Origin of the sequence: Mucilaginibacter inviolabilis, assembly GCF_011089895.1 — a bacterium.
GTDB lineage: Bacteria > Bacteroidota > Bacteroidia > Sphingobacteriales > Sphingobacteriaceae > Mucilaginibacter > Mucilaginibacter inviolabilis.
This window is the reverse complement of sequence record NZ_JAANAT010000004.1, coordinates 185,574-211,429: the sequence shown is the minus strand read 5'-3', so window position 1 is coordinate 211,429 and position 25,856 is coordinate 185,574. Positions and strand designations below refer to the sequence as shown.

Sequence of the window (25,856 nt, the reverse complement as noted above, 5' to 3'; positions counted from 1 at the left end):
ATTTAAAGCTTTATGAACTTTAACCAGCCCCAAAACTTTCGTTGCTTTAAATAATCATTATCAGCTTCATGTGCATATGCTTCGCGTTCAAAAATGATATTCAAGTAAGCTTTCTCGCGATTACGATATCTGATTATATTGATCAAATAGTTAACCAGGTATAGTATATAAAAAGGCAATATCAGTAACTCCAGTTCCTGCCTTAAATGAATGGTTTCATGCCTGATCAATTGGGCATCATTTTTTAAATCCCGATGTTTTATCAAGATAAAAGGAAAAATAGCCATACCACTTACCTTAAGAAACGGAACAATAATAATGAGGGGGAATAAACGCGACTTATTCAATCGGACCATCACTAAATATAAATAAAATATTCACTGAAGAGGGATAATCAGTTAACGAAACATCCCTCCTATCATCTGCTCATTTTTTAAGCGTAGCAATCCCCACCCCTATAATTGTCGTGATTGCCCCCTGTCTTTTTGAATATGTTGCCCTACCTTTATTTTATCAAAACAAAACAGCAATTAAAAATGGAAACAGCAAATAACACAGCAATAACTGTAGAGAGCATTGTAAATGCTCCCGTAACAAAAGTTTGGGAATCATGGACAAAACCCGAGCATATTACCCAATGGTGCCAGGCATCTGATGATTGGCATGCACCTTATGCAGATAACGATCTGCGCGTGGATGGAAGCTTCACAACCACAATGGCAGCCAAGGACGGCAGCTTTAGTTTTGATTTTGGAGGTATTTACACCGCTGTAGAAGATAATCGCCTTATTGAATATACTGTTGGCGACGGCAGAAAGGTTTCCATCATTTTTGAAAACCAGGGCAATAGTACTAAGGTAATTGAAACCTTTGATCCTGAAAATACAAACCCTATCGAAATGCAACGTGGAGGATGGCAGGCTATTCTTGATAATTTCAAGAAGTATACCGAAACACTATAATATTTTTTTAACGATCAGAATAGCTTTTCTGTTCTGCCTACCACAAGGCCCGATATTATATCGGGTCTTGTGGTTTATGGGGTGCTATATTACCTTAACTGGCTTGGCGCCACGTTGAATTTCTTTTTAAAAGCAGCACTAAAATGCTGAACGGAAGAATAACCTAATTCAAATGCAATCTCCGTAACTGATTTCCGTGCCTCTAGCAAATCAATCTTGGCCAGTTCCAGGCGACTTTCGGCCAAGTAACTGAATACAGTAGTGCCGAACATCTCCTTAAAACCCCTCTTTAACTTATACTCGTTGATACCTGCCACACGAGCTAATTGCGTTAAGCTTGGCGGCACTTCCATATGCTGTATTAGATAATCGCGGGCATAAACCAGACGTTCCTTATCATAATCTGTTTTAGCGTATATTTTTATCGGGCTAAGCAGCTGATTATAAGATTCGGCTTGTAAAACCAGTATTTCGATGGCTTTGGAAAACAAAAACATCTTTTTTAAAGAGTCGGTAAATTTACAATTAATGGCAGCATGGATACAACTTTGAATAGCCAGATTGATACTTAAATTATCAGCAGATAGCGCGGCCGGCTCTCCCTTTAATATTTTATCAGCAAATCTTTTCAGTGTATCGTTACCATCGCGGGTAATGTTCAGAAAAGCATCTTCGGTAAACTGGATCATGAACGATCGCATTTTTAGTTCCTCTACCTTCATCTTACCTTCTGCCTCTTTGCCATAAAAAAGATTGTGTTGATTGGTGTTCAGTTCAAATTGCTTGTTCAGGTGTTTATCTACCAAAAGCAATTTACCTTTCAGGCTAAAGTACATGGTCACCATTTTCATATCGCCCCGCCAGTCCAACGTAACCTGCTCCCTGAAAACAGATTCAGAATAGCTCATCCGGATACCATTAAATATCCAGATACGCGTTTGCATATCGCCAAATGGTAAATTCAAATTAACCAATTCTGTTTTTAGCTCATCCATATTAAAGCCAGCCTCATCAAGAGGATGGATATACAGCATATCATTACTGGCCGCGTCTTTTAATTCAAATGGCATTACTCCGTATTATATAAATCATACTCCTTTTGATGTAACTGGCTACTACCGGGTTACGGGCATCTTTGTAATACAAAAACTGATCAAATCCCGGTAATCAATAGTAAGATACAGAAAAGTACTTCTTGTTACTGACGCCGGGCATACTAATCAAAAAATGAATTTTAAAAAATTAAGACAAATGATTGAAATAAAAGGAAATGGGAACATAGTTTCCAAAGAGATACCGGTAAGCTCATTTATCAGGCTTCACCTGGCATCAAAAGGACTGATAGAATTGGTACCATCTGATGAAGAAAAAGTATTAATAGAGACCGACGAAAATTTGCTTGACTATTTTGAAGCAGTTAATTCGGGTCGTACTCTCTATATATCCTCCGAAGCAAAATTCAGGAGGCCATCTTTTACCAGGTGCAACATCAAGGTTTATTTACGCCATATAGACACCCTTTATATACGCTGCGACGGCGGTGATGTAAACTGTAGTCAAGCGATTACACTGAATAATCCGCTTGAGATAAAAATACAAAGCATGGGCAACACCACCCTGAACATTTATGCTTCAGCTATAAAAGTATTAAACCAATGCGCTGGGAATGTTACCCTTAAAGGCAAATGTGGTACGCTGACCATCAAAAATCAAAGCGAAGGAAATTTATTTGCACTGGAAATGGTTGCAGACGATTTGATTATCAAAAACATGGCGGAGGGTAATGTAGAATTGTATGCCAACAGATCAATCAGTATTGCTCACTGGGGTCAGGGTGATGTACACTACGCCGGCAATGCATTGCTGACAGACGTAAAACAATATGGAGATGGTATCATTAAACATGTTAAATAAGATGGGAGCTACCAATAAACCCGTAATCATTATAGGAGCTGGCTATGCGGGCCTATCCTTGGCTTTATTTTTGAAAAAAGCAGGTATTCCATCAATTGTTTTTGAGGCATATTCTGAGGTAAAAGGAGGCGGCGGCATAGGTCTGGCTCCTAACGGCATAAACATATTAAAGGAGTTGGGCTTGAGTGAAAAGGTGATCAATACCGGAAAGACCTTCGATTATAATAATTTCAGGAATTACAAAGGAAAGTTTCTGGCGAGGATAAAGCTCAATGCTATCAAAAAGTACGGACAACCATTCGTGATGATCTCCCGGGCAATGTTACAGCAGATACTTTACCAGGAAGTGGTTGAACAGGGCATCACAGTAAACTTCCAAAAACGGTTGCAGGATATCAGTGAGGGTGCAGAAGGAATAACCACTATTTTTGATGATGGAAGCAGAGTAGAGGGAGGGCTGTTAATTGGCGCTGACGGCATACATTCCACAACCCGGAAAATCATCTTTAACAATGCTTTCCCCGAAGAATATACTGGTTTTTATGGCTCCGGAGGATTTACGCAAAGATCGGCGGTTTGGCATTACCTTGGACAGTATGACCATGATGCCCTTAACCTGTCCTTTGGGTTAAATGGCTTTTTTGGTTTTAATTTCCAAACTACAGATGAACTGATGTGGTGGTGCAGCTTGGAATTACCGGAGCAGGATGCTAAACAAACTTTAATGAATCTTTCGGCAGAGGCGCTAAAAAGCAAATTAGCTGTTGATTATAAAGATTTTTACCAACCCGTCCAGCAATTGATCGTCAACTCAGATCATATCATCAAAACTGTTATGTATGATATGCCCAGCCTGCCCGAATGGCATAAAGGCAAAATCATTTTAATAGGCGACGCTGCACATGCGGTGAGTCCCACCAGCGGCCTGGGAGCATCCTTAGCTTTGGAAGATGCCATGATATTAGCCAAACTACTCAGGAAATATACTACAACCGAGTATCCTAAGGCTTTTTTCGATTTTCAATCTATCAGAAAATCGCGGGTGGAGAAAGTACGTGCCGATGCCCAAAAACATAATACCGATAAAAAAGTGCACACGCCCATCTCGGCATGGTTTAGGGATACTATCATGTCTATTTTTCTCAGACTATTTGAATTAGGCTCAGTCGACTGGAAGTACGATTATAAAATTAAATGGGACGATTAATAACAAAGCCTCCGGATAATATTATCGGGAGGCTTTGTTGCTTTATAAGTTTATAAAATTCAAACAGTTGCCACAATAAACAATCTTGGAAATGGCAACAATACCGAACCGTCTGAGTATTGAGGATATGCTTTAGCTATTCCTTCTTCATATTGAGCCAGAAAAGCCTTGCGTTCGGCATCATGAAGCGGCTCAATAAATGGGCGAAGACCGGTTCCTTTAAACCACTCCACAATTGCTGCGGCGCCACCCTGAAGTGGGTGATGGTAAACTGTGCGCCAGATATCCAGCGTAGCCACCCTATCGCGCAGATTACGATAATACCATTCGGCTGTTTCCCTTTTTATTCGTTTTGATGCTTGATTTAATTTAGCTGCCCAGGGCCCGTTTTCGGCTGTTTCACGCATGAGGCGATGCGCGGGTTCATCAAAATTATCGGGCATTTGCACAGCCAGACAGCCTCCTTTAGCAAGTTTATTGATCAATGCAGGAAATAACGTTTGATGGTCAGGCACCCATTGTAAAGCCGCATTCGCCAGGATAACATCATAGGGTCCGGGATCGCGCCATGTTGAAATATCGTCAACCTCAAAATGAACATCGGGCATACGTTTACGGGCCGCTTCAATCATATTTTCGGAGCTATCCATGCCCGTGATTTGAGCATAGGGAAACTGGGTCAGTAATAACTCTGTTGAGTTACCAGGCCCGCATCCGATATCTGCAGCAGTATTTACCTGGTTAATTGGAATATTAAAAAGTAGATCCCGAATAGGACGGTTTCGTTCGTTCTCAAATTTTGAATATTGTTCTGATGACCAGCTCATAGGGTTTTGTATTTAATATTAAAACAAAATATGGGCAAAAAAATTGCACACTCAACGCTGTTTCTTATTACCCTAAGATAACTGTCGCCTCCGGTATTTCTTTTAATTTTGTCCATCACACTTATATTATGAAACATCTGCTCGACAACCCTATCTGGAATGCTTTAATATCAGGAAACAGTAATTTAGCCTATGGCAGCAACCAGGTTAAATATTTCGCCGAAAACGTAGCTCCTTTTGTTGGTTTTGAAGATTATTCGGCTGCCAATTTTAATACACTGCACAATTTGATAACCGGTCAGCGGGTTTTAGCTGTTGTTTCGGCAGATGAAATTACCATTCCTGCTCAATGGAAAGTATTGAACAATATGAAAATATTACAGCTGGTATTTGATGGCCCAATACCACCAGAACCTTTAAATCACGAACTGATTGACCTAAAGGATGAACACATAACAGCCATGCTTTCACTAACCAAAATGACCAATCCGGGGCCCTTTACGGAGCGCACCATTGATTTTGGAAATTACAAAGGTATCTTCCATAATAATGAGCTCATCGCAATGGCAGGATACCGTACGCAGCCATCGCCTTATATAGAGGTTAGCGCTGTGTGCACTCACCCCAGCCATCATGGCAAAGGCTACGCGGGCACACTCATTAATTATCACATACGCCAGATTATGGCGGCATCAGGCATCCCTTATCTTCATTCGCGTACTGATAATGCAACAGCCATTAAGCTTTACCAAAAACTGGGCTTTGTAGCCAGAAAAGAAATGACTTTTAATATCATCCAGAAAAATTAACGATTTTGTATCACCAGGATTTATTAACAAACTGGCCTGGTATTTTCATACCAGGCCAGTTTGTTTTACGATACGGCTGTATAAGTAACTTATGAATTACCCTTAATGAGCCTTGATATCCACACCAGCAACACAGCACCCAAAAAGGCAGTGATCAGGTAACCGATACTCCCTCCCCAATGAATACCCAGCCATCCTAAAATAGCACCACCGATCCATCCACCAACCAAACCCAACAGAATATCTATAATAATTCCGTAACCATCCCCCTTCATCACTTTCCCGGCGAGCCAACCGGCAATACCGCCTAATAAAATTTGAAATAATAAGTGCATAATTATATGAGTTTAAGTTAAAAATTGACCAATGAGTAACATGGCTATAATGCGTTATACACTATAGCCCATAAGTATTGTGAAGCGTGTTTTAATAATTTCAGAGGCGAAATTGCCCTTATTCAATTATTTAGGTTTATATAAAGGTATCTAAAATTTTGTAATACTTATTCACATCAGATACAATTATTTAAAATTGATAATCAACACATTAACACCACACAAGGTATACTATTATACCAAACTAAGCTTTTTATAATGCTTGCCTTATTCCCTTATTTTACTAAAATATCATTGATCACTTTAAACTTTTTTGCGATACACAAAATGCCAAATTTAATTTTCTGCTTGCAGAATATGGTTTTCTGTCTATATTTGCACTCCCAACGCGAAAGTAGCTCAGTTGGTAGAGCACGACCTTGCCAAGGTCGGGGTCGCGAGTTCGAATCTCGTCTTTCGCTCAAAGCCCTTCCTTCAAAAAGTTGGGCTTTATTTTTAAAAGGTTAACACCTGCTCAGATGGTGGAACTGGTAGATCGCCCCGATTTAAATCGGGGTTCCCGTAAAGGAGTACCAGTTACGAAAAATGAGCAAAACCCATCCGCTCAGATGGTGGAACTGGTAGACACGCAGGACTTAAAATCCTGTTCCCGTAAACGGAGTGCGGGTTCGATTCCCGCTCTGAGTACTTAAACCCTGATACATGCCCGTATCAGGGTTTTTGTTTTTATCCGGAAGCTAATTCTCGGGAACTCTATATAAAATCAATGAAAAGTCGTGTTTTTATTGAAAAGCTTATCTCCAATTCACAAACTAAGACTTAAAATCCTGTTCCCGTAAACGGAGTGCCCCGATTTGATCGGGGCTCTGAGTACAAATCCCCGATACTGGCGTATCAGGGATTTTGTTTTTATATGCCTTTTATTACTGTTTTTATTTCTTCGTCAGTTTGTACCCCAAATGTGTTGTTAAGTCTGACGGTATTACTTCTACAATTTGAATATCATATTTGTCCTTATCCATGCCGTCAAAGAGCCGGGTGCCGCTTCCTAAAAAAACGGGAGCAATGTGAATGAAAAATTCGTCTATAAGACCTGCATTGAGATATTGCTGAATAGTATCTGCACCACCCTGTATCCTTATATCCTTTCCTTTGGCTGATTGTTTTGCTTTTTCTAAGGCACTTTCTATTCCATCATTGATAAAATAAAATGTGGTTGTCCCCTTTTGAACCCAAGGTTCTCGTTTTTCGTGTGTCAGAACATAAACATCTGTTTTGTACAAATCTTCTTTCCAATGCACTTCGCCTTCTTCAAACATTCGTTTTCCCATAATGTAAGAACCTGTTCTTGCAAACACATCATCAATTAATTTACTGTCTGCACCGTATTCTTCACCGCCTTCCATATTGACCTGTTTCCAAAATGCCTTTTGTTTAAACATCCACTGGTGAATTTTGGGTGAAACGCCACCCATTGGGTTGTCTGGACTTCTGTTATCGCCTGCGAAAAAACCATCAAGTGATATTCCGCAATCAAAGATAATTTTGCTCATAATTTTTATTTATTGTTTTTCAAAGTTAAAACGGACAAGGTACGTGCATGAGGGGCAATTGCGACAATATAAAGGCGTTTTATGACAACCTGCATTTGCCAAATCTAAAGTAACCATTTGATATCAAACAATGATTGGATAATTTTCCAGCTACCCACCTCATATTATGCGGTTAAGCGCGATAGAAGTTCTATGTCTTCTAAAAGTGATTGGAAAATTGTTACTGTTGGAGTGTAAAGCCCTAATACATGTCCGTATCAGGGCTTTTTTGATAATATGGTGATAATACAAGCCATAGATCAGATAAACCGATAATTCCTAGCGTTGTCGCCCATGCAGTCGCCCCGCGTTAGCGAAAAATTAGTTTTTCAACGATCCAAGATGCCGGTAAGCATTGATGAGTACGCCTGTAGGTGTAGTTTTAGTACTGATAAAAGCGAGTTCGCGGGCATCAAAGTTGTCCGAAAAGAGACGCTTGCCGCGGCCAAGCAAAACGGGATAAGTGATGAGCACAACTTCGTCAACAAGCCCCTGGTCAAGTAACAAAGATGTAAGTGTCGAACTTCCCACAACAATCAGATCGGGCCCGTCTGTCGACTTCAGATCGCGAATTGCCTTTACAACATCCTCACCCAAATTCTTTACAGGTCCCCATTCTAGGCTCTCTGGCCTGTGTGTTACTATATGTTTTGTTGCAGCGTTTATAGCATTAGCCATTGGAAAATTCCCCGCACTAGGCCAAAAATTACTAAATATATCGTAGGTATGGCGGCCAAGCAGCAGGTCGAAATTCGCCCCGTATGACTCTAAGACTAAGGCCGCGCCATCAGGACTTCGATAGGGGTTCGTCCATGCGCCATAGGTGTAGTCTCCATCATGTTCGATCACGCCATCCAGCGAGATATGTTCAAAAATTCTGATCTTTCTCATTTTGTTTGCTATTAGTTTATGTTATACTAAGTTAGACCGGATAAGGTAGGTGCACAAGGGTGAATCATGACAATTAGCGGGGGGATTCACGACCACTTGCATTTATTGAAAAAGCATATTTTACTTCGTTGTAAAGTTTTTATCTAATTCTCTGTGGGGCAATACCTAAATAATTTAACTTTATGAACAATCTTAAACCAAATGATGAAAATATTAACTGAACCAATTGGGAGCATTCCCCGTCCGGCCTATTTACAACAAGCGATGAGCGCATTTGGAGCCGGACAAATTAAAGCCGAAGAATTAAACAAACTATTTGATCAAGCTACGCAAGAAACTATCAAAGAATTGGAAACTACGGGATCACCGGTAATCTCTGATGGAGAGCAATCCAAACCAAGCTTTGTTACCTATCCTTTGCAAGGCTTTAAAAACTTTACCCCAGATGGAGTGGTAATTCCTTTTGCCGATGGGCATACCCGGCAATTGCCAAAGCTTACCGCAGGGCCTTTTCGCTATACCACTTTTGCCAATTCATACCTACAAAAAGCCAAACAATTTTCGTCCCTTCCTATAAAACAAGCTGTTATTTCGTGCTCAGCAATGAGTTTACTTTATCCACAGGAGGGCATTGATGGCTATTCTCGTGAACAATTTTTAACAGATCTGGTCAACGATGCGGCTTATGATATCAGAACCTGTTTAAATAATGGAGCATATAACGTACAAATTGATTTTACCGAAGCCCGGCTAGCCATAAAATTAGATCCAAGCAAGCAATTGCTTTCGGCATTTATTGATTTAAATAACCAGGTGTTGGATAAGTTTACTGCCGAGGAGCAAAAGAGAATAGGCATTCATACTTGCCCTGGAGGCGATCATGACTCTACCCATAGTGCAGATATTCCTTATACAGAGCTACTCCCTCTATTATTTAAACTGCATGCAGGTAATTTTTACCTGGAATATGCTGCCGAAAAAGATAAGAAAACCATTCTTGAATCGATCAAAGCAAACCTGAAACCGAATCAACATGTGTTTTTGGGCGTTACCAATGTGCTTGATCCACGTGTGGAAACAGCAGAGCAGGTTAGCGACCTGATTTTGGAAGCAGCGCAAGTTATACCTGTTCAACAACTAGGCACTACTGATGATTGTGGTTTTTCTCCTTTTGGCGATGATACTTCTACCGCCAGAGAAATCGCGTTTTCGAAAATTCGCTCCCGGGTAGATGGCACCAGACTGGCAGAGAAAATACTTTCTAATTAAAATTCCCAATCAAAAGTAAAATATTGATTATTGAAACAATAGAAGCCTGGGTAAATCCGGGCTTTTATTGTTTGGCATATTATGACTAATTCTGTACAGTAACCGTTGGATCCCAGTAATAATAACCAAACAATATCGGGTCAGCAAAATCTTTATGGCGAACATATAGCGCAAACTGAACGTTGTAGTGTTCTGTCCCTGTATTGATCACATTGGCTTGATTAAACCAAAAATTCTGCGTAGAAAAGCCAACCGGCAGTGTATCACGGTCAACAGGTAAAATCCCTTGCCTGGTATAAACACTAAAGGTTAGATTATTAAATACAGTTGTTCCTCCAAACTGAGCCAGATTGTAAATAACTACCGCCGAATCAAAATTGCTGTATTCAGATACAGCATGCCAGCGGATAATATCACCAACATTTGCCTTTATACTTATGTTTGCCGTTCCTGATCCGGTAATAACATCACTCCTGGTAGCTACCATATACATATAATTATGCGGCAAACTGGTTGGATTGGCAGGATCTTTACTTGGGTTCGGATAATCAGTAGTAATTGCATCAGTATCAATCACTATCTGGATGTTAATTATTTCCTGCGAGGAAGAATGAAGCTCATTATAAATTGCCACAGTGATAAAGTTGAAGGTATGCGCTGGTTTGTTTTAAGCGTAACAGGGAAATACTACAAATTCAAGGTAAACCTTGCTCATTTCCCTTTATCATACAAACCTGGCATAAAATATCCAACCTACTTAGCGTATAAATACTGCATGCAAAAAATGAGTATTTATACGCTCAAAAGCTTCTTTAAAGCCCCTCAACAGCTATCGGGATATAGCAGATCCACCCGCTTTACTTGCCTTCATGGCATAATCCATCGCTTGCTGAAAGGTGGTTACCCATATATCATTCCGGTTTTTCACCAAATAGGTAAGCAATTCCTGGTGAGCTTTGGCCGACGTGGTGATGTAATCGCCACCAATACCATGAAACATGATAATGCCCATACCGCCTTTCTGTTGCACATTTTTCACAAAAGCGATGAGTTGATCTGCGCTGGTATTATCTTCCAATCCAAAAGACGGTACCCGCAAAGGATCAAGATGTTTAAAATCAGTGATCACTCCGTCGCTTGCATCGCCGCCTATACGGGCGTATTTTGCCATGTCGTATTTGCGCAAGGTATCTACATAATCTTTACCGCCGGCCAGGGTTTCGGCACAGGGGTACGCATAGGTCCGTGGCTCTTTGCCATCAACCGCATATAAAAGGTGATTCATTACCTCTATTTCCCGTATCATGCTATATGGCGTATACCGGTCAGAAGGAACGGGATTATCATCTTTACTCAAGCAAGGATGGAATATAGTATGATTACCCAGTTCGAAACCCTCTTTACTGAGCGCCCGCCACCGTGGTATGGTTAACCTGTTGATATCACCCGTTAAAAAAAACGTGGCTGTAAAATGTGCCGCTTTAAGTTGCGGTATAGCCACATTCAATTGCGATTCAAGCGCATCATCATAAGTAAGCACAATAACAGCCTTCTTTTGCCCCGGCCATTTTATTTTTTCCTGCGCCTGGGCCGTAAAATTTAATAACAGAAAAAGCAGCAGCATTTTTTTCATAACTATATGTTTAATAATCGATCAAAAATTAAATCAGAAACATGTCTATTAAATTATGAAATAACTATTTATTCCAGATATCGGTAATGCTTGCTTCTTCATTTTTATCTTCAACAGGCAAACCATACATAGCTTCCAGCGTATGTAGTACATTATAATGGTTTATCTTTTCATTATATAAACCAGGTTTTACGTGCGCACCATAGAAAATGGTAGGAATATGATTCACCGTTTTAAAGTCATCTTCATCAAAGGTGATAATCAGCAAACTATTATGGGTTTTGGCCCAGGTAGCATAAGTGGCTAAATTTTCTTTTAACCAATCGTCACCACGTTTTACAGCGGCCGCATCACCTGGTTTACCAATATTGTGCATATCATTATCCATATCCGGAATAACAAATGATACAGTTGGCAGCTGGCTAAAATCTTTCGGGAAAGCAGTCATTAGCTGGCTCAACTCCGTTGGAATATTATTTTCCTGATCGCCCTGCCAATTAACCCATGGCGCATGTTTACGCGCATAAAGATGCGCATCAGTAAGGGTGCTGGTTTGATAAGTACATTCTTCAAAACCCACCGACGGCATAGTTTGCGCATAACCCTTAAACGTAAAATGATGACTGATGAGCGATGCCGCCAGGTTTGGGGTAGTATACGGTGTTACATTGTCAAGACAGTCATCATTGGTAACACTCTGAGTGCTTCCTGAAAATATAGCCAAGTAATTTGGCTGACTAGGGTGAATAACCCCGTGTGCATCTGTAAACAAGGCGCCACCGTGGGCAAGTTGGCTAATATATGGTGCATTAGCCGATCCTATCACTTCATCATAACCATGGTTTTCTTCAATCACCACAATCACATGGTCAAACCTGGGCACATCTGGAGTATGATGGCAAGCGGTTAACATAATGGCTACAAAAACAGTAACCACAAAAGGCAAGAAATTTTTCATTTACTCTTATTAAATATTTTAAATGGATATAGGCGGTTAACTATTAAGCCGTCTTAATAGTAAGAAACAAAACATTACTGGCCCGAATAGCTTAAATGATATTGTAGCAGTTTTAGAAACAACTAATGTTCAAATCTGAAAGCGGGAAATAAGCCGGTACCGGTGATTTTCGGGTAATATTTGAAAAACCGACATAACCGATATTTGAGTAATCTTTATAGATAAAAAACTCAAAGGTATTCCAATACCAGCCAAAAAGGCCTCAACCCATATTACTGGGAGTTGAAATGAGAATCTTGAGCGTTGGTTTACTGTTGCTATCACTTCAGTAACTTCATGATGCTCATCTTTTTTCTTAACCAGGCGCTGCAATAAGCTATACGCTTTTACGGGGTTGTCGGCCGTTACATTTTTTTGTGTAAACCGATACACTATATACGGGCGCAGCAGGAGCATCATAGTGCCTAAGGCAAATATCAATATGCTGCATACCCTTCTATTCATATTAAATTAATGTTAATATTATATACAATATTAACACATGTTCTTCTAATATCAAATTAGTAAGATAGCTAAAACTGGTTCTTACCTAAGTATTCAAAGTGCAATATGCCGCGGTGCCCCCTTTAAAAGTAGTGTTTGCCCCTACCTATGCGTCTCCTACTAACTTAAATTTGTATATAAACTTAAATATTGCAATATGAGCACTTTAAATAAACAATTTACCGCTACGCTGTTGAAAAGCCCCGGCAAAGGTGGTTGGACCTATTTGATCTGGCCCGATTCTGTTAGTTTTTTTGGCACCCGTGGTCTCGTAAAAGTTAAGGCCACGATCGACGGACACCCTTTCCAAAGTTCTTTTATGGCATTGGGTGATGGAACTCACAAATTACCTATTAAGGCCGATCTGCGTAAGCTTATTGGAAAGGATGTAGGCGAAACGGTATCAATTAACTTGTTGGAGCGTATATAATAAATAAAGATTCAAGAATACCCGGCACGAAAATGCCAGGTATTCTTGAAAAAATTGCCTTATCAGTCCTTCCGCCAAAAAAGCAAAACGCTGGTGATGATCATTACAAAGGCAGTACCGCCATGTATCATCAAGTGTGCAATATCATGTATTCCGTTGGTTGTTAGAATAATGAGTGCATCGGTTGTAGGTACAATAATAGCAATGGTAAATACCCATGCGGTTACTCTCCGCATACGCATCCATAGAAAAGGTAACAATACCAGACCGGAGAAGGTATCACGGATGCCTTTGATTTTGCCGTAAGCTGCATCGCCGGTGTTTGAAAAAGATATACCAAAACCCGTGGCACCTACCTGCGGCACTATCATAAAACGGACGCCTATAAAAATAATACCTGTAGCCAGCAATAAAGTAATCCACCAGGATACAGAGCGCAAGCCCCAAGGCTTAATGTCAATTTGTGTTTTCATTTTTATTTTAATTAATGTCACAAATCTCGATTGCTCAAAATTCCTGTTCATGCACCTGGGTTAATAAATGAATTTTAGCAGGATCCAGAAACAAACGTTTGCGTGAAGATAAACGACTTTTTAGCCCCCCGAAAGCTCTATCTTTTTCAATAAACCAATGCTTAAATTGCCAGTTTAAAAGCATTTTACTAATTTTAATGATTACTAAAACCGATAATGACCGGAAAACCAGCCACCATCAAAGAAATAGCCAAAATTCTTAATGTTTCTGTATCAACAGTTTCAAGGGCTTTGCACAAACATCCTACTATTGGTATTACCACCCAATTGAAGGTGCAGGCATTGGCCGAAAAACTGGGTTATGAGCCTAATCAGAACGCCATATCTTTTCAAAAAGGGAAAACCTACACTATCGGTGTTATAATCCCCGAATTGTCCGAAGCTTTTTTTTCGGCGGCTATCAGTGCTATTGAGGATACGGCCTACAAAAGAAATTATACCGTTTTGATAGCCCAATCACATGACAACGAAGAAAAGGAGATACAGCTGGTTGAAAAAATGAAAAATTCCCGTGTAGATGGTTTGCTGATATCTGTAGCCAAAACCACATCGTCATTTGCTCATTTCGATATGCTGAAGCGTTTTAACATTCCCGTGGTATTTTTTGATCGCATCCCCCCGCTTAAAAACATACATTATGTGGCCTGTAATATGGAAACCGGCAGCATTGAGGCTGTAAACTACCTATTACAAAAAGGACACCGTAGCATAGGCCTTATCAATGGACCAACTACCTTGGCTGCCAGCGGCGAACGCAAAGAAGGCTACATTAAAGCCATGACAAAGAACAGGTTAAAATTTGACCCTTCATTAATAGTAAGCTGTAATTTAACCGAAGACGGTACCCGGGCCGCACTTGACGGCTTGCTTGCCCACAAACGCAGGCCTACCGCTATTGTTACTTTTAATGACTATGTGTCTTTATACGCCATAAAACATGCCCGCAACCTGGGTATCGATCTGGATAAAGACCTGCAATTTGTAAGCTACGCCAATTTACCCATCATCAATTATATGGACTATGCCCCCGTGGCGTCGGTTGAGCAGTTCCCCTACCTCCAGGGGCAAAAAGCTGCCGATATTTTATTAGATCTCCTATCACGTAAAGAACAATCGCCAGACGAAGTGCAGGCTTATTACAATGTAATGGTAGAGTCGCAGCTGGTAGAGAATAAAGCCAAAAACAGCTATTGAAATTGTGAATAGTACACCATTCAAATCAGCTACTGGTTTTGAACTTATCTTAAAGGATTGTCAATTAAAAAAACAGGCAAACGTTTGCGTGAAAAGTTTAGCAGTTTATTAATTAGGTTTGGTTTAAGCATTCAAAAAACCTTAAAAAACTTAGTAAATGTTTGATGTTATTCTAAAATCCTTTAACCTTATTGCACACGATTATCATATTGAAAAATTTGGCGAAGGGTTGATCAACCGAACCTGGAAAATAACCGGTTTTAAAAACGACAATGAGTTTATATTACAGCAGATCAATAAAAACGTTTTTAAAACACCTGAACATATAGCCCAAAATACCAACAAGATAGATAACTATTTGTCAAAACGCTATCCAGATTATTTGTTTGTAGCGTCGCTGCCAACTACAACCGGCGATTACATGGTAAAATATACCGACAATGAGTATTACCGGTTGTTTCCATTTATCAAAAATTCCATCACCTTAAATACGGTACAAACCCGAGATGAAGCATTTGAGGCCGCTCGCCAGTTTGCCAAATTCACCAATTTGCTGGCAGGCTTTAATGTAAGTAACCTGCAATACACCCTGGCTGGTTTTCATGACCTGTCTGGCCGGTTTGAAACTTTTAAGCGCGTGGTAAAAAACGCCAGTGCTGAGCGACTGGCTGAAGCCCATGCCACCATCGATCAGGCTTTTGAGCATCGTGATATTGCCGATGTGCATCAATCCATCATGCACGACCAGTTGATACCTTTACGTGTTGTTCATCATGATACCAAGATCAGTAATATTTTATTTGATACCGATCATAAAGGCCTCTGCGTCATTGATCTGGATACGGTAATGCCGGGCTACTACATCAGCGATGTGGGCGATATGATGCGCACTTACCTCTCCCCCGCCAACGAGGAAGAGCAGGATTTTTCCCTTATTGAGGTGCGCGAAGATTTTTTTGCCGCCATTGTAGAAGGCTATCTTTCGGAGATGAACAACAACCTCACCGAGGGCGAGCGCGAGCTGTTTGTGTACTCGGGTAAATTTATGATCTATATGCAAGCTATCCGTTTCCTGACTGATTATCTGAACAATGACATTTACTACGGCTCCAGCTATCCCGGGCATAACCTGGTGAGGGCACGTAACCAGTTCACCCTGCTGGAAAAATATATGGCATCCGAAGATAAATTTATGCAGATGGTATCCGCCACCCAGAGTCAGCCTAAATGATGCCGGAAAAACTTTTTAAACCTTAAATTTTAACACTTTTCGGCTCAAAAACGGGGTAAAAACAGCTCAAATTTTGTTCAAAATCCCTCATTTTAACACTTTTTAACAAATTTTAACACGATTTTAATACGTTTTGAAAACTTTAAAAAGTATTAACCTATTGCCTATCAAATAAAACACACCAAACAGTCGGTTTTTGTTCCCGATTTGCGCTTAACCAAACAGCCCGCTCCTCTTTTATCAGAGAAGCGGGCTGTTTCAATTCCCGTAAATATACGAAATTTTTTGCGGAATTATGATAAGGTTTGGTTCTTCTATTATATCACCAGCGACAGGTGTTTGATCATATCACCGGTCATCGCTTTCAGATCGAATCTGGCATGCCAGCCCCAGTCCTTCTGGGCTTCGCTGTCGTCAATTGATCTTGGCCAGCTGTCGGCTATTTGCTGGCGAGGGTCGTTTTCGAGATAACTGATGGTAAAACCCGGAATATGTTCGCTGATCTCAGTTGCCAATCCACCGGGTGTACAACTAAAACCAGCCAGATTATAGGAACGGAATACTTTTAACTTTTCCAGTGGGGTTTGCATCAGCTCAATGGTGCCACGGATGGCATCATTCATATACATCATAGGCAGGCGCGTATCGGCCGAAAGGAAACATGCGTAGCTTTCGCTCGCAATGGCGTCGTGAAATATCTGTACGGCGTAATCGGTAGTACCTCCGCCAGGCGCGGCTTTCCAGCTGATAAGACCGGGATAACGGATACTGCGGACATCCAGACTATATTTTTCGCGATAATAGTTGCACCAGTGCTCGCCGGCCAGCTTGCTGAAGCCATAAACCGTTTGCGGATCTTTTTCACCAAACTGCGGGGTATCATCCTTGGGCGAACCCGGCCCAAACACCGCGATAGAACTGGGCCAGAAAACTTTTTCCACCCGGTAAGCTACCGACAGATCCAATACATTGAGCAGACCATTGATGTTCAAATCCCAGGCGTAACGGGGTTTGGTTTCGCCGGTGGCTGATAAAAGTGCCGCCAGCAGGTATACTTGCTTGATGCGATATTGCTCAAAAATCGTTTTTAGCCGCTCCAGGTCATTAACATCGGCTTGTACAAACATATCGCCCTTTAACTGCTCACGTGGTCTTATATCGCAGCTAATAACCTGATACACAGGCCAGGTTTCCTTTAAGGCATCAATCAGCTCGGTGCCTATCTGCCCGTTTGAGCCTATTACTAAAATACTATCCATATCCGGTTTCAAAGCCGAAAATTAGGTATCATTAATTGAAAAAAGACCGTTGGTACCCTTCAATTTCTACACAAACGTTTGATACTTGTGGGTTTTATTTCGGTCGCTACTATAGTTGTGCCAAAAAATAATTTGCAACATAAATTACGTTAACCGGTCTAATCAACAGTGAGCAATCAAAAGGATGAACAATTAAGCGATCAACGCCTGGTAACAGCTGTGTTAAACGGCGATCGCCATGCTTTTGGTTTGATCATTAAAAAGACGGAAGGACTGGTTGCGCAAATGACCTTCAAAATGATCAGCAGCCCGGGCGACCGGAAAGACATTGCCCAGGACGTTTACCTGAAGGCCTTCAAAAATCTTCGTGGCTTTAAGTTTCAATCTAAATTATCTACCTGGATCGGTCAGATCGCTTATAATACCTGTCTTCATTACCTGGAGAAAAAGAAGCTGGTACTCCTGGATAACTTTGGAGAAGACAGTGAGTCGCCCCTAAACCACATTAGCGAGGATCTGAAGAATGACACCGAAGATATCCTGTTTGGTAAGGAACTGGCGGCTCTGCTTAACACAGAGATAGAACAGCTTAAGCCACTTTATAAAATGCTTATTTCCTTATACCACCAGGAAGAGCTAAGCTATGCCGAAATTGCTGAAATTACATCCCTGCCAGAGGGCACAGTGAAAAACTACCTTTTCAGGGCAAGAAAAACGCTGAAAGAAAACATTTTATTAAAATATAAAAGGAACGAGTTATGATAACAGCACATCTTACCGATACCGAGATACAGCTTTATGTAGCTGAACCGGAAACCATCAGTGATCAGTTGAAAACACATGTGCAAAACTGCGTTGACTGCCAAACAAACATCGCCAACTACCAGCTGCTTTTTAACGGCATCCACAACCAGGCAAAACCCCAGTTTGATTTTAACCTTACCAATCTTGTACTGGAGCAGTTACCAGAGCCGAAACGCGCGTTCCCATGGGCAGCGGTTTTGATATCCGTGTTTTCTGTCATGTTGATTGCCTCGTTAGCACTATTCTTCTCATCTTATATAGAGGCGACTATCACGAGTGTGTCAACAGTGCTCACAGCAACGGCAATTACCGCGGCAGTGGTTATCCTGATTTTCCAGGGTGTTGAAATGGTTAAAAACCATCAAAAGCAGGTACACACACTTTTAAATACAAAAACATTGCAACTATAATCCGGGTAACCGGTCTCATCTGGTATAAAAGCAAATTATAAAAACATGAAAAAGAAAAAGATATATGTAACCCTGCTGTTGTTCTCAGCCGCTTTTGGAGCGCAGGCACAAAGCAGCACCAATTTAATGAGCGACAAGGGCACCTTCGAAGAATTTGTGCGCGATATTGTTATCCTGCTGATGATCTTTATGGCTACGAGTTTTATTCTAACAATGATCAGGCTCTTTCTGGATAACAGCCTTAAGAAAAAGATTGTAGAAATGGGTACCCCGGAAACCGTAGTTACACAGTTGATGGCAACTGGTAAAAATGAGTTCAGGAACAGCCTCAAATGGTTCTGCGCACTTTGCGGAATTGCTGCCGGGCTTGGCATCATCGGCTGTTATCATCTCACAGATATCTATGCCCTCATGGTTATCGCGTTTTGTTTGGCCATAGGTTTTCTCGGCCATTTCCTGTTAGTCAGCCGCCTCAATAAGTAATACCTCCAAACTTCTTTTCAAAAGTAAAAAATCTTAAGGGCATGGGAATGCTATGCCTTTTCTGTCAACATTAACACGTTAAAGATGAAAAAATTAACTCCGGTAATTATTACCGCCTTGCTATTGCTATGCATTTGTTTTGCCTTTTTCATTCAAAATCAACGTAAGGGCGAAACGGTTTTGTCCATAAAAGACTCGGAAACCAGGTATACTTTCAAAGCATCCTTTTACGCCGGAATAACGCCGAAAGTAACCGGGTATATGGATAGTTGCGCCAACATACTCCGGACAGAAAATGCCGATTTCCGGATTAAAACCTCGGAAGGTGATCTATTAATTACGGCCGATAAGCAGGCAAATTCTGCTGCTGCTATTTTTCGTATCAGGAAAATGTGCCAGGGTATTAGCGATATGCTTGTGCAGAATTAACCCGTCCCGTTTATTACTTAAACCGGTCCGGTTTCCACTTAATTAAAACACTTGTATGAAAATATTTATCATGGCATTTTTGGCCATAGGGCTTTGCTTTACCCCAAATTTTCTAATCGCCCAAACCATCAACGGTACAATATCCGGGAAGGTTGCAGATGCAAATGGTCGCCCCGTTGAAGGCGCTACGGTATCCCTCATGCGGCTAAAAGATTCTGTGACAGTAAAATATAAACTTACACTTAAAGATGGAAGTTTTAACATTGGTATAAACAGTGCCGGCACCTTTTGCATAAAAGTTACTTCCATTGGCCTGATGCCTTATCAAAGCGGAGGTATCACAGTTGATGCGCAGCATCTGCTGATCAGTTTAAACCAGATCACGATGCAAACGTCGGCCCAAATTTTAAAGGAAGTGATAGTCACATCCAGAAAGGCATTCCTGGAGCAAAAGATCGACCGCACGGTCGTTAATGTAGATGCACTGATCAGCAATGCAGGCACCACTGCGCTGGATGTGCTGGAAAAGTCGCCGGGTGTTGCCATTGACCAGGCCGGGCAGATTAGTTTTCATGGCAAATCCGGCGTAGCGATCTATATAGATGATAAACCGACTTACCTTTCTGGTAGCGACCTGGAAAACTACCTGCGCTCGATGCCTTCATCAACCTTATCGCAGATCGAGCTGATGACCAATCCCCCAGCCAAATACGATGCAGCCGGTACCGCCGGTATCATCAACATTAAAACCAAAAAGACCAAAGTGAAAGGGTTTAACCTGGGGCTGAGCCTTGGTTTGCGTCAAAGCCGGTACACGGCTACCAATAACAGCATGGATTTTAATTACCGTAAGGATAAGATCAACGTGTTCGGCACCTTTGCTTATACTTTCAGCAATGGTTTTAATGATGTAGACATCAACCGCAACTACTTTTATAACGCCGGGCAGCCATCCGGTGCATTCAGCCAGAACTCGTACATCCGCACTACAAGCAGCGGATACAATGCCAAACTGGGTATGGACCTTTATGCATCTGAAAATACTACTATTGGCGTGCTGTTAAATGGTATCATCCGCTCGCCAGATCAGCTTAATAACAGCAAAGGGCAATTATCAGATGCTGCGGGCAGGCCCGATTCTTCCATCATTTCAAAAAATAAGGAACTGGGCCAATTTAAAAACGGCAGCGTTAATCTAAATTACAGGCATACCTTTAAAAAAGATGGACCTGAAATAACGACCAACCTGGATTACCTGGCTTTTGCGACGGACAATAACCAAACTTTTTTAAACCAAAGTTATGCCACAACGGGTTCGGGCTCTATGGATCAGCTTAATGGCAGGCTTCCTACAGCTATTCATATCTATTCGGCCAAAGCGGATTATAGCCAACCATTAGCCGGAGGCTTGAAACTGGAGGCGGGCGTGAAAAGCAGCTTCACCAACACCGATAACCAGGCCAATTATTTTGATATCGTAAACGGAAATGCCATTACGGACGATGATAAGACCAATCATTTCTTATATAAAGAGGCCATTAATGCCGGTTACATCAATTTAAATAAGGATTTTAAAAGACTAAACATACAGGCGGGTCTCCGGGTGGAAAACACAGATTCGCGCGGTCATCAGTTGGGCAACGCGCAAAAGGCCGACTCTGCCTTTAAACGCAATTACACGGGTCTGTTCCCAACCTTTTATCTTTTGTATAAACTGGATACCCTGGGTGATCACCAACTAAAAATGACCTATGGACGCCGGATAGAGCGCCCTTATTATCAGGATTTGAATCCCTTTATTTCTCCGCTGGATAAATATACCTTGTATATCGGGAACCCATACCTGCGGCCTTCGTACTCGGGCGACTTTGAGTTGGGTTATATTTATAAAGACAGGATTTCGGTAACCATGACCTATACCAATATCCACGACCGATCAACAGAAACCATAGAGATCCGTAACGGGTATTATTATGATCGCCCGGGAAATATCGGGAACACGCAATTGTATGATCTAAATGCAGATGCCAGTTTCGATCCGGCGAAGTGGTTTCGTCTGGAATTGAGCGGGGATGTATGGCAGCTTCGGCAGGCCAGCGATTTTTACACCGGTACTTTAAACAACCATAGCACCAGTTTCTCCGGGCAGGCGGTACTGCAGTTCAAGCTTAATAAAGGATGGACTTTACAAACAGACGGCAAGTATCAAAGTAAACAGACCGATGCCCAGTTCACGCTGGCTGCCAGGGGCCGCCTCAACATAGCCGTGGCCAAGACCCTGTCGCCGCGTACTACGCTAAAACTCAGTATCAGCGACCTTTTAAATACCAATATTAACCAGGGCGCTATCAACAATCTGTATCAAACAAATGCCAGTTTCCGCACACTGAAAGATTCACGTGCCGCACTGCTTACTTTAAGTATGCGCTTTGGAAATACGGTGAAGGATCAGCGCAAGCACAATCAAACAGGTGCAGGCGAGGAAAGCGACCGGGTGAAAAATTAATTTTGGCAACTTGTTATAATTTATTTTTATATAGATCTATCTATTTTATAAAACATTATTTACATTTGTCCCAACATTAATTTTATGTCAGATAAAATAAAAGTTAGGGACCGGATACTGAATGTAGCATCGGATCTTTTTTCGCACCAGGGATTCAATCAAACCGGCATCAATCAAATTATTGCCGAGGCGGATATCGCCATTGGTTCCCTGTATAATCACTTCCCGTCAAAAAATGAGCTGCTGGTAGCCTATTTGAAAAAACAGGAAGAAGAATCATTTGCCGGATTCGAAAACATCAGCAAGGGACTCAGCAACCCAAAAGACAAGCTGTTTAAATTTATTGATTACCGGATCAGTCAGCAGGTTAATTCTGATTTCGCGGGCTGTCCCTTTATAAAAATTGCTGCCGAAGTAGGCGCCAATGATACCAAAGTGCTAAAGATAGCCGACGTTTATAAAGAAAAACAACGCGCTTTGATAACCGGGCTTTTTGAGCAATTGGAAACAAAGAGGGTTTTGGATACTCAACTGCTTGCCGATACCCTTTTCCTGATGATAGAAGGCGCTACGGTAAGTACCACCATCAGCAGGAACACGCTGGCTTTGGAAAACGTGAAAAAATTTCTGAGCCAAATGATTGGCTGATTTTTTTTGACTTATAAAAAATAGATAACTCTATATAATTTTACATACATGATAGCTATAAATGAAACCTTTGATGGAAGCTTTCCATTTACCCCCCACTTTACACAGGCTCCGGGATTTAACATGCATTATGCCGACGAAGGTCAGGGCGCAGTGGTACTTTGCCTGCATGGCGAACCCACCTGGGGCTATTTATACAGACATTTGATTCACCAGCTTTCCGGCAGCTATCGGGTAATTGTACCCGATCATATGGGCTTTGGGAAAAGTGAAACTCCACAAAACCGGACTTACTGGCTGCAGGACCATATTCATAATATTGAAAAGTTAGTGCTCGACCTTAATCTCCGGGACATCACCCTTGTTATGCATGATTTTGGCGGACCGGTAGGTATGGGCCTGGCAGCTCGGCAATCGGATCGTATTGCCCGGGTAATTAGTGTAAACACTCCCCTCCCCTTTGGTCAGCCCGAATTAGGTAAAGCATTAGAAGCCAACACCAAGGAATCGCCCTGGTTTCAATGGATCATGCAGGCCGAAGCATCCGGAAAGCTCGGGACAGTATTAAATGAGATCCATTACCATATCTTAAGTACGCTTAAACTGAATGGTTTTGAACAGAACAACCTGATCACCAATACCTGGATAGAGGCCTACCGTGCAGCCTTTACCACCCCGAAAGAAAGCCGCGGCGCACTTGGCTGGGCAAAAGGTTTTGCCATTGGCGCGCACATTTTTGAAGAACCATCTGATGAGGCTAAAAGAAGCATTGGCAAGCTCCCTGCACTATGCATCTGGGGTGCTGAGGATAAAACCTTGCACGGAAAACACTTTATCCCGCTTTTTCGTTCGGCATTTCCTCGGGGATCGGTTTATGAACTGCCAAACGTTGGCCATTATAGTTTGGAAGATGCACCGGATACGGTTGGCTTACTCATCCAGCAGTTTTTGGAACTTACTGCACGGTAATCATCAGTGGCCCTTTTGTTCTTCGCTCCTGCGAGCTTCCAGCTCGCGGGATACATGGTTCAGCTTTCAGCTGACGTAAGCTGAAAGCTTACTACAAATCACCCACGAGATACGCTATCACTAATCTCGCGGGAGCTTGAAAAAAATGGCCTGTCACCCTGAGCCCGTCGAAGGGTAGAGCGCAGGGGCCTGCCCACCATGCTTCGACGGAGCTCAGCATGACACCCCTTTTTGGCTAATGTCTAATCATGAGCTATTACTCTCTCAAGAGGGGAATCGCACCGTCCTCACGCTCTTTTTAATCCACACTAGCCGCCCCTCACTCCATATTAAAAGCAACACAAACGTTTGTTAAACACTTATTTTAATAACTAACGATCAGTAATTTTAGCAAAGACAGAAGCCAGAAACCAAGACATAAACATTACTATTTTACACATGATATAATATAAAAATAATATTATCCCAATAGTGTATGTATTGCTTTGTATTTAAATAAGAATCATCAAATGAAAAAAAGCTACCTCATCCCATTACTTTCATCACTCTTGCTTTTAAACTGCAAAAAAGCATCCTCATCTTTTGCATCAGATAGTATAAAGCCGGTTAAGGCTCAAACAACGCAGGCAATCGCGGCAGACTCCGTTACACTAAAAGTTTTGCAATTAAATACCTGGCAGGAAGGTACATCAGTAAGCGGTGGATTTGATGGTATTGTTGATGCTATTATTCAATCAGGCGCCGATCTCATAACCTTAAGCGAGGTTCGAAATTATAACAGCACTAAGTTTAGTGAACGCATTGTAGCGGCTTTAAAGGCAAAGGGGTATACTTTTTATTCGTTTTATGACTATAATGTGGGTATTGTATCAAAATATCCAATTGCTTCATTTAAAACCAATATCTATGGCAATGCTTTTGATAAAGCCACTGTTAATCTGAATTCTACCACACAGGTTACCCTTTACTCGGCCCATTTAGACTATACCAATTACGCCTGTTACCTGCCACGGGGCTATGATGGTGTAACCTTTAATAAAATAGCCGCGCCGGTTACCAACGTAGATAGCGTTTTGGCAGCCAACCTGAAATCAACCCGTGACGAAGAGCTAAGCGCCTTTGTAAGCGATGCCAAACAGGAAAGGGACAATGGAAGGATTGTTATATTAGGGGGAGATTTTAATGAACCATCGCATTTAGATTGGGTTAAGGCACAAAAGGATTTGTTTGATCACCACGGCACCATTGTGCCCTGGCAAGGCAGTGTTAAGTTATATGGAGCAGGCTACCAGGATTCATACCGGGTTAAAAACCCCGATCCGGTAAAATACCCAGGATTTACCTGGGCCGCTTTTAACACCAGCGCCAAGTTATCATCACTGGTATGGGCACCGGATGCCGATGAGCGCGACCGCATTGATTATATTTATTATGCCGACAATTATAACAGGGTAAACGTAAACGAGTCTATCGTATTCGGGCCATCAGGTTCCATTGTAAGGGGCCAGGGGTATGAAGATGCTACGTATACCAATCCTTTTTTGAAGCCAACAGGAACATGGCCTTCGGACCATAAAGGAGTTATAACTACTTTTTCTATCAAAACAACCACTACTCAGGCAAGCATTAGTTTAAATAAAGCAAAATTTTCAACCGGAGAAACCATTACCGTGAATTTTGCCAATGGCTCTGCCGATACTAAAGCATGGATCGGGATCTATCAAACCGGCAAAGTACCCGGCGCCGCTAACACTTATGCTGATGCCTGGCAATATACCAATGGTGTGGTATCTGGCAGCCTAACGTTAACCTTACCATCGGGCAAGCCTTCTGGCTCTTATTATGTTGCCTATTTTAAAGATAACGGCTATGTTGAAATCGCCCCAAGGCTTTCGTTTACTTATGGTAATTAGATCGATCCTGCATTCACAAAACTTTCGCTCCTGTGAGATATGCTCCGGAAGCTCGGAAAGCATGACGCATAGCAGACTCACCCGGTCTACGCTTCGCTGGACCACCC

At 41.6% G+C, this 25,856-nt stretch carries 28 protein-coding genes and 2 tRNA genes; 18 read left to right on the top strand and 12 right to left on the bottom strand.

Features of this window, described 5'->3' with window-relative positions:
* Positions 1 to 2: 2 nt before the first annotated feature.
* A complete protein-coding gene (locus G7092_RS24395) occupies positions 3 to 287 on the bottom strand; it encodes a hypothetical protein (RefSeq protein WP_166093601.1) in 285 nt (94 codons plus the stop codon).
* Positions 288 to 536: 249 nt separating this feature from the next.
* Between G7092_RS24395 and G7092_RS24390 the strand changes: the two genes are divergently transcribed.
* Positions 537 to 962, top strand: a complete 426-nt coding sequence (locus tag G7092_RS24390) for an SRPBCC family protein (RefSeq protein ID WP_166093598.1) — start codon at positions 537 to 539, stop codon at positions 960 to 962.
* A gap of 89 nt (positions 963 to 1,051) precedes the next feature.
* Here the strand turns inward: G7092_RS24390 and G7092_RS24385 are convergent, their stop codons facing one another.
* Positions 1,052 to 2,032, bottom strand: coding sequence for a helix-turn-helix transcriptional regulator (locus tag G7092_RS24385; protein WP_166093595.1), 981 nt, complete (start codon positions 2,030 to 2,032; stop codon positions 1,052 to 1,054).
* 181 nt (positions 2,033 to 2,213) lie between these two features.
* Between G7092_RS24385 and G7092_RS24380 the strand changes: the two genes are divergently transcribed.
* Positions 2,214 to 2,876: a GIN domain-containing protein gene (locus tag G7092_RS24380; protein ID WP_166093593.1), complete on the top strand. Its 663-nt coding sequence runs from the start codon at positions 2,214 to 2,216 to the stop codon at positions 2,874 to 2,876.
* On the top strand, positions 2,866 to 4,083 hold the full coding sequence (locus G7092_RS24375; protein ID WP_166093591.1) for an FAD-dependent oxidoreductase: 1,218 nt from the start codon (positions 2,866 to 2,868) through the stop codon (positions 4,081 to 4,083). Before G7092_RS24380 ends, G7092_RS24375 begins: the two co-directional genes overlap by 11 nt.
* A gap of 59 nt (positions 4,084 to 4,142) precedes the next feature.
* Here G7092_RS24375 and tam read toward each other — a convergent pair whose 3' ends face one another.
* Positions 4,143 to 4,910: a trans-aconitate 2-methyltransferase gene (tam, locus tag G7092_RS24370; RefSeq protein WP_166093589.1), complete on the bottom strand. Its 768-nt coding sequence runs from the start codon at positions 4,908 to 4,910 to the stop codon at positions 4,143 to 4,145.
* A 128-nt stretch (positions 4,911 to 5,038) separates the two neighbouring features.
* Between tam and G7092_RS24365 the strand changes: the two genes are divergently transcribed.
* Positions 5,039 to 5,719, top strand: coding sequence for a GNAT family N-acetyltransferase (locus G7092_RS24365; protein WP_166093588.1), 681 nt, complete (start codon positions 5,039 to 5,041; stop codon positions 5,717 to 5,719).
* Positions 5,720 to 5,808: 89 nt separating this feature from the next.
* Here the strand turns inward: G7092_RS24365 and G7092_RS24360 are convergent, their stop codons facing one another.
* Positions 5,809 to 6,054 (bottom strand): GlsB/YeaQ/YmgE family stress response membrane protein, encoded by a 246-nt coding sequence (locus tag G7092_RS24360; RefSeq protein ID WP_166093584.1) that lies wholly within the window; start codon positions 6,052 to 6,054, stop codon positions 5,809 to 5,811.
* A gap of 388 nt (positions 6,055 to 6,442) precedes the next feature.
* Between G7092_RS24360 and G7092_RS24355 the strand changes: the two genes are divergently transcribed.
* Positions 6,443 to 6,515 (top strand) — tRNA-Gly (locus G7092_RS24355).
* A gap of 141 nt (positions 6,516 to 6,656) precedes the next feature.
* Positions 6,657 to 6,741 (top strand) — tRNA-Leu (locus G7092_RS24350).
* A 245-nt stretch (positions 6,742 to 6,986) separates the two neighbouring features.
* Here the strand turns inward: G7092_RS24350 and G7092_RS24345 are convergent.
* A complete protein-coding gene (locus tag G7092_RS24345; protein ID WP_166093582.1) occupies positions 6,987 to 7,607 on the bottom strand; it encodes a dihydrofolate reductase family protein in 621 nt (206 codons plus the stop codon).
* Between the two features lie 360 nt (positions 7,608 to 7,967).
* Positions 7,968 to 8,537, bottom strand: a complete 570-nt coding sequence (locus G7092_RS24340; RefSeq protein ID WP_166093580.1) for a dihydrofolate reductase family protein — start codon at positions 8,535 to 8,537, stop codon at positions 7,968 to 7,970.
* Between the two features lie 201 nt (positions 8,538 to 8,738).
* On the opposite strand from G7092_RS24340, the gene G7092_RS24335 reads away from it, so the two are divergent.
* Entirely contained in the window at positions 8,739 to 9,806 is a 1,068-nt protein-coding gene (locus tag G7092_RS24335) for a cobalamin-independent methionine synthase II family protein (RefSeq protein WP_202985406.1), read from the top strand.
* Positions 9,807 to 9,891: 85 nt separating this feature from the next.
* Here the strand turns inward: G7092_RS24335 and G7092_RS24330 are convergent, their stop codons facing one another.
* From G7092_RS24330 to G7092_RS24315, 4 genes are all read right to left on the bottom strand, one after another.
* Entirely contained in the window at positions 9,892 to 10,440 is a 549-nt protein-coding gene (locus tag G7092_RS24330; RefSeq protein ID WP_202985405.1) for an inclusion body family protein, read from the bottom strand.
* A 195-nt stretch (positions 10,441 to 10,635) separates the two neighbouring features.
* The gene (locus tag G7092_RS24325) at positions 10,636 to 11,439 is read right to left on the bottom strand and encodes a polysaccharide deacetylase family protein (protein WP_166093578.1); all 804 of its coding nucleotides are present in this window, start codon (positions 11,437 to 11,439) and stop codon (positions 10,636 to 10,638) included.
* 64 nt (positions 11,440 to 11,503) lie between these two features.
* Positions 11,504 to 12,397 (bottom strand): alkaline phosphatase family protein, encoded by an 894-nt coding sequence (locus G7092_RS24320; protein WP_166093575.1) that lies wholly within the window; start codon positions 12,395 to 12,397, stop codon positions 11,504 to 11,506.
* Between the two features lie 129 nt (positions 12,398 to 12,526).
* Positions 12,527 to 12,901 carry a hypothetical protein gene (locus tag G7092_RS24315; protein WP_166093573.1) on the bottom strand — a complete coding sequence of 125 codons (375 nt, stop codon included), beginning with the start codon at positions 12,899 to 12,901 and terminating at the stop codon, positions 12,527 to 12,529.
* A 196-nt stretch (positions 12,902 to 13,097) separates the two neighbouring features.
* Here G7092_RS24315 and G7092_RS24310 point away from each other — a divergent pair, with 196 nt between their 5' ends.
* Positions 13,098 to 13,370, top strand: coding sequence for a DUF1905 domain-containing protein (locus tag G7092_RS24310; protein ID WP_166093570.1), 273 nt, complete (start codon positions 13,098 to 13,100; stop codon positions 13,368 to 13,370).
* 62 nt (positions 13,371 to 13,432) lie between these two features.
* Here G7092_RS24310 and G7092_RS24305 read toward each other — a convergent pair whose 3' ends face one another.
* Positions 13,433 to 13,843, bottom strand: a complete 411-nt coding sequence (locus G7092_RS24305; RefSeq protein WP_166093568.1) for a DUF4267 domain-containing protein — start codon at positions 13,841 to 13,843, stop codon at positions 13,433 to 13,435.
* Positions 13,844 to 14,059: 216 nt separating this feature from the next.
* On the opposite strand from G7092_RS24305, the gene G7092_RS24300 reads away from it, so the two are divergent.
* Together G7092_RS24300 and G7092_RS24295 are read left to right on the top strand one after the other, a co-directional pair.
* A complete protein-coding gene (locus G7092_RS24300) occupies positions 14,060 to 15,097 on the top strand; it encodes a LacI family DNA-binding transcriptional regulator (protein WP_166093566.1) in 1,038 nt (345 codons plus the stop codon).
* 157 nt (positions 15,098 to 15,254) lie between these two features.
* On the top strand, positions 15,255 to 16,328 hold the full coding sequence (locus G7092_RS24295; protein ID WP_166093564.1) for a phosphotransferase enzyme family protein: 1,074 nt from the start codon (positions 15,255 to 15,257) through the stop codon (positions 16,326 to 16,328).
* A gap of 317 nt (positions 16,329 to 16,645) precedes the next feature.
* Here G7092_RS24295 and G7092_RS24290 read toward each other — a convergent pair whose 3' ends face one another.
* Positions 16,646 to 17,587, bottom strand: coding sequence for an NAD-dependent epimerase/dehydratase family protein (locus G7092_RS24290; RefSeq protein ID WP_166093562.1), 942 nt, complete (start codon positions 17,585 to 17,587; stop codon positions 16,646 to 16,648).
* A gap of 168 nt (positions 17,588 to 17,755) precedes the next feature.
* On the opposite strand from G7092_RS24290, the gene G7092_RS24285 reads away from it, so the two are divergent.
* The 8 genes from G7092_RS24285 (at position 17,756) to G7092_RS24250 (ending at position 25,749) form a co-directional block, all read left to right on the top strand.
* Positions 17,756 to 18,349: an RNA polymerase sigma factor gene (locus G7092_RS24285; RefSeq protein ID WP_166093560.1), complete on the top strand. Its 594-nt coding sequence runs from the start codon at positions 17,756 to 17,758 to the stop codon at positions 18,347 to 18,349.
* The gene (locus G7092_RS24280; protein WP_166093559.1) at positions 18,346 to 18,801 is read left to right on the top strand and encodes a hypothetical protein; all 456 of its coding nucleotides are present in this window, start codon (positions 18,346 to 18,348) and stop codon (positions 18,799 to 18,801) included. Before G7092_RS24285 ends, G7092_RS24280 begins: the two co-directional genes overlap by 4 nt.
* A 45-nt stretch (positions 18,802 to 18,846) precedes the next feature.
* Positions 18,847 to 19,284 (top strand): hypothetical protein, encoded by a 438-nt coding sequence (locus tag G7092_RS24275; protein ID WP_166093557.1) that lies wholly within the window; start codon positions 18,847 to 18,849, stop codon positions 19,282 to 19,284.
* 84 nt (positions 19,285 to 19,368) lie between these two features.
* Positions 19,369 to 19,713, top strand: coding sequence for a hypothetical protein (locus G7092_RS24270; protein WP_166093554.1), 345 nt, complete (start codon positions 19,369 to 19,371; stop codon positions 19,711 to 19,713).
* Positions 19,714 to 19,768: 55 nt separating this feature from the next.
* Positions 19,769 to 22,219 carry a TonB-dependent receptor gene (locus G7092_RS24265; protein ID WP_166093551.1) on the top strand — a complete coding sequence of 817 codons (2,451 nt, stop codon included), beginning with the start codon at positions 19,769 to 19,771 and terminating at the stop codon, positions 22,217 to 22,219.
* A gap of 84 nt (positions 22,220 to 22,303) precedes the next feature.
* The gene (locus tag G7092_RS24260; RefSeq protein ID WP_166093549.1) at positions 22,304 to 22,867 is read left to right on the top strand and encodes a TetR/AcrR family transcriptional regulator; all 564 of its coding nucleotides are present in this window, start codon (positions 22,304 to 22,306) and stop codon (positions 22,865 to 22,867) included.
* 48 nt (positions 22,868 to 22,915) lie between these two features.
* A complete protein-coding gene (locus G7092_RS24255; protein ID WP_166093547.1) occupies positions 22,916 to 23,836 on the top strand; it encodes an alpha/beta fold hydrolase in 921 nt (306 codons plus the stop codon).
* A 509-nt stretch (positions 23,837 to 24,345) separates the two neighbouring features.
* A complete protein-coding gene (locus tag G7092_RS24250) occupies positions 24,346 to 25,749 on the top strand; it encodes an endonuclease/exonuclease/phosphatase family protein (RefSeq protein WP_166093545.1) in 1,404 nt (467 codons plus the stop codon).
* Positions 25,750 to 25,856 lie beyond the last annotated feature (107 nt).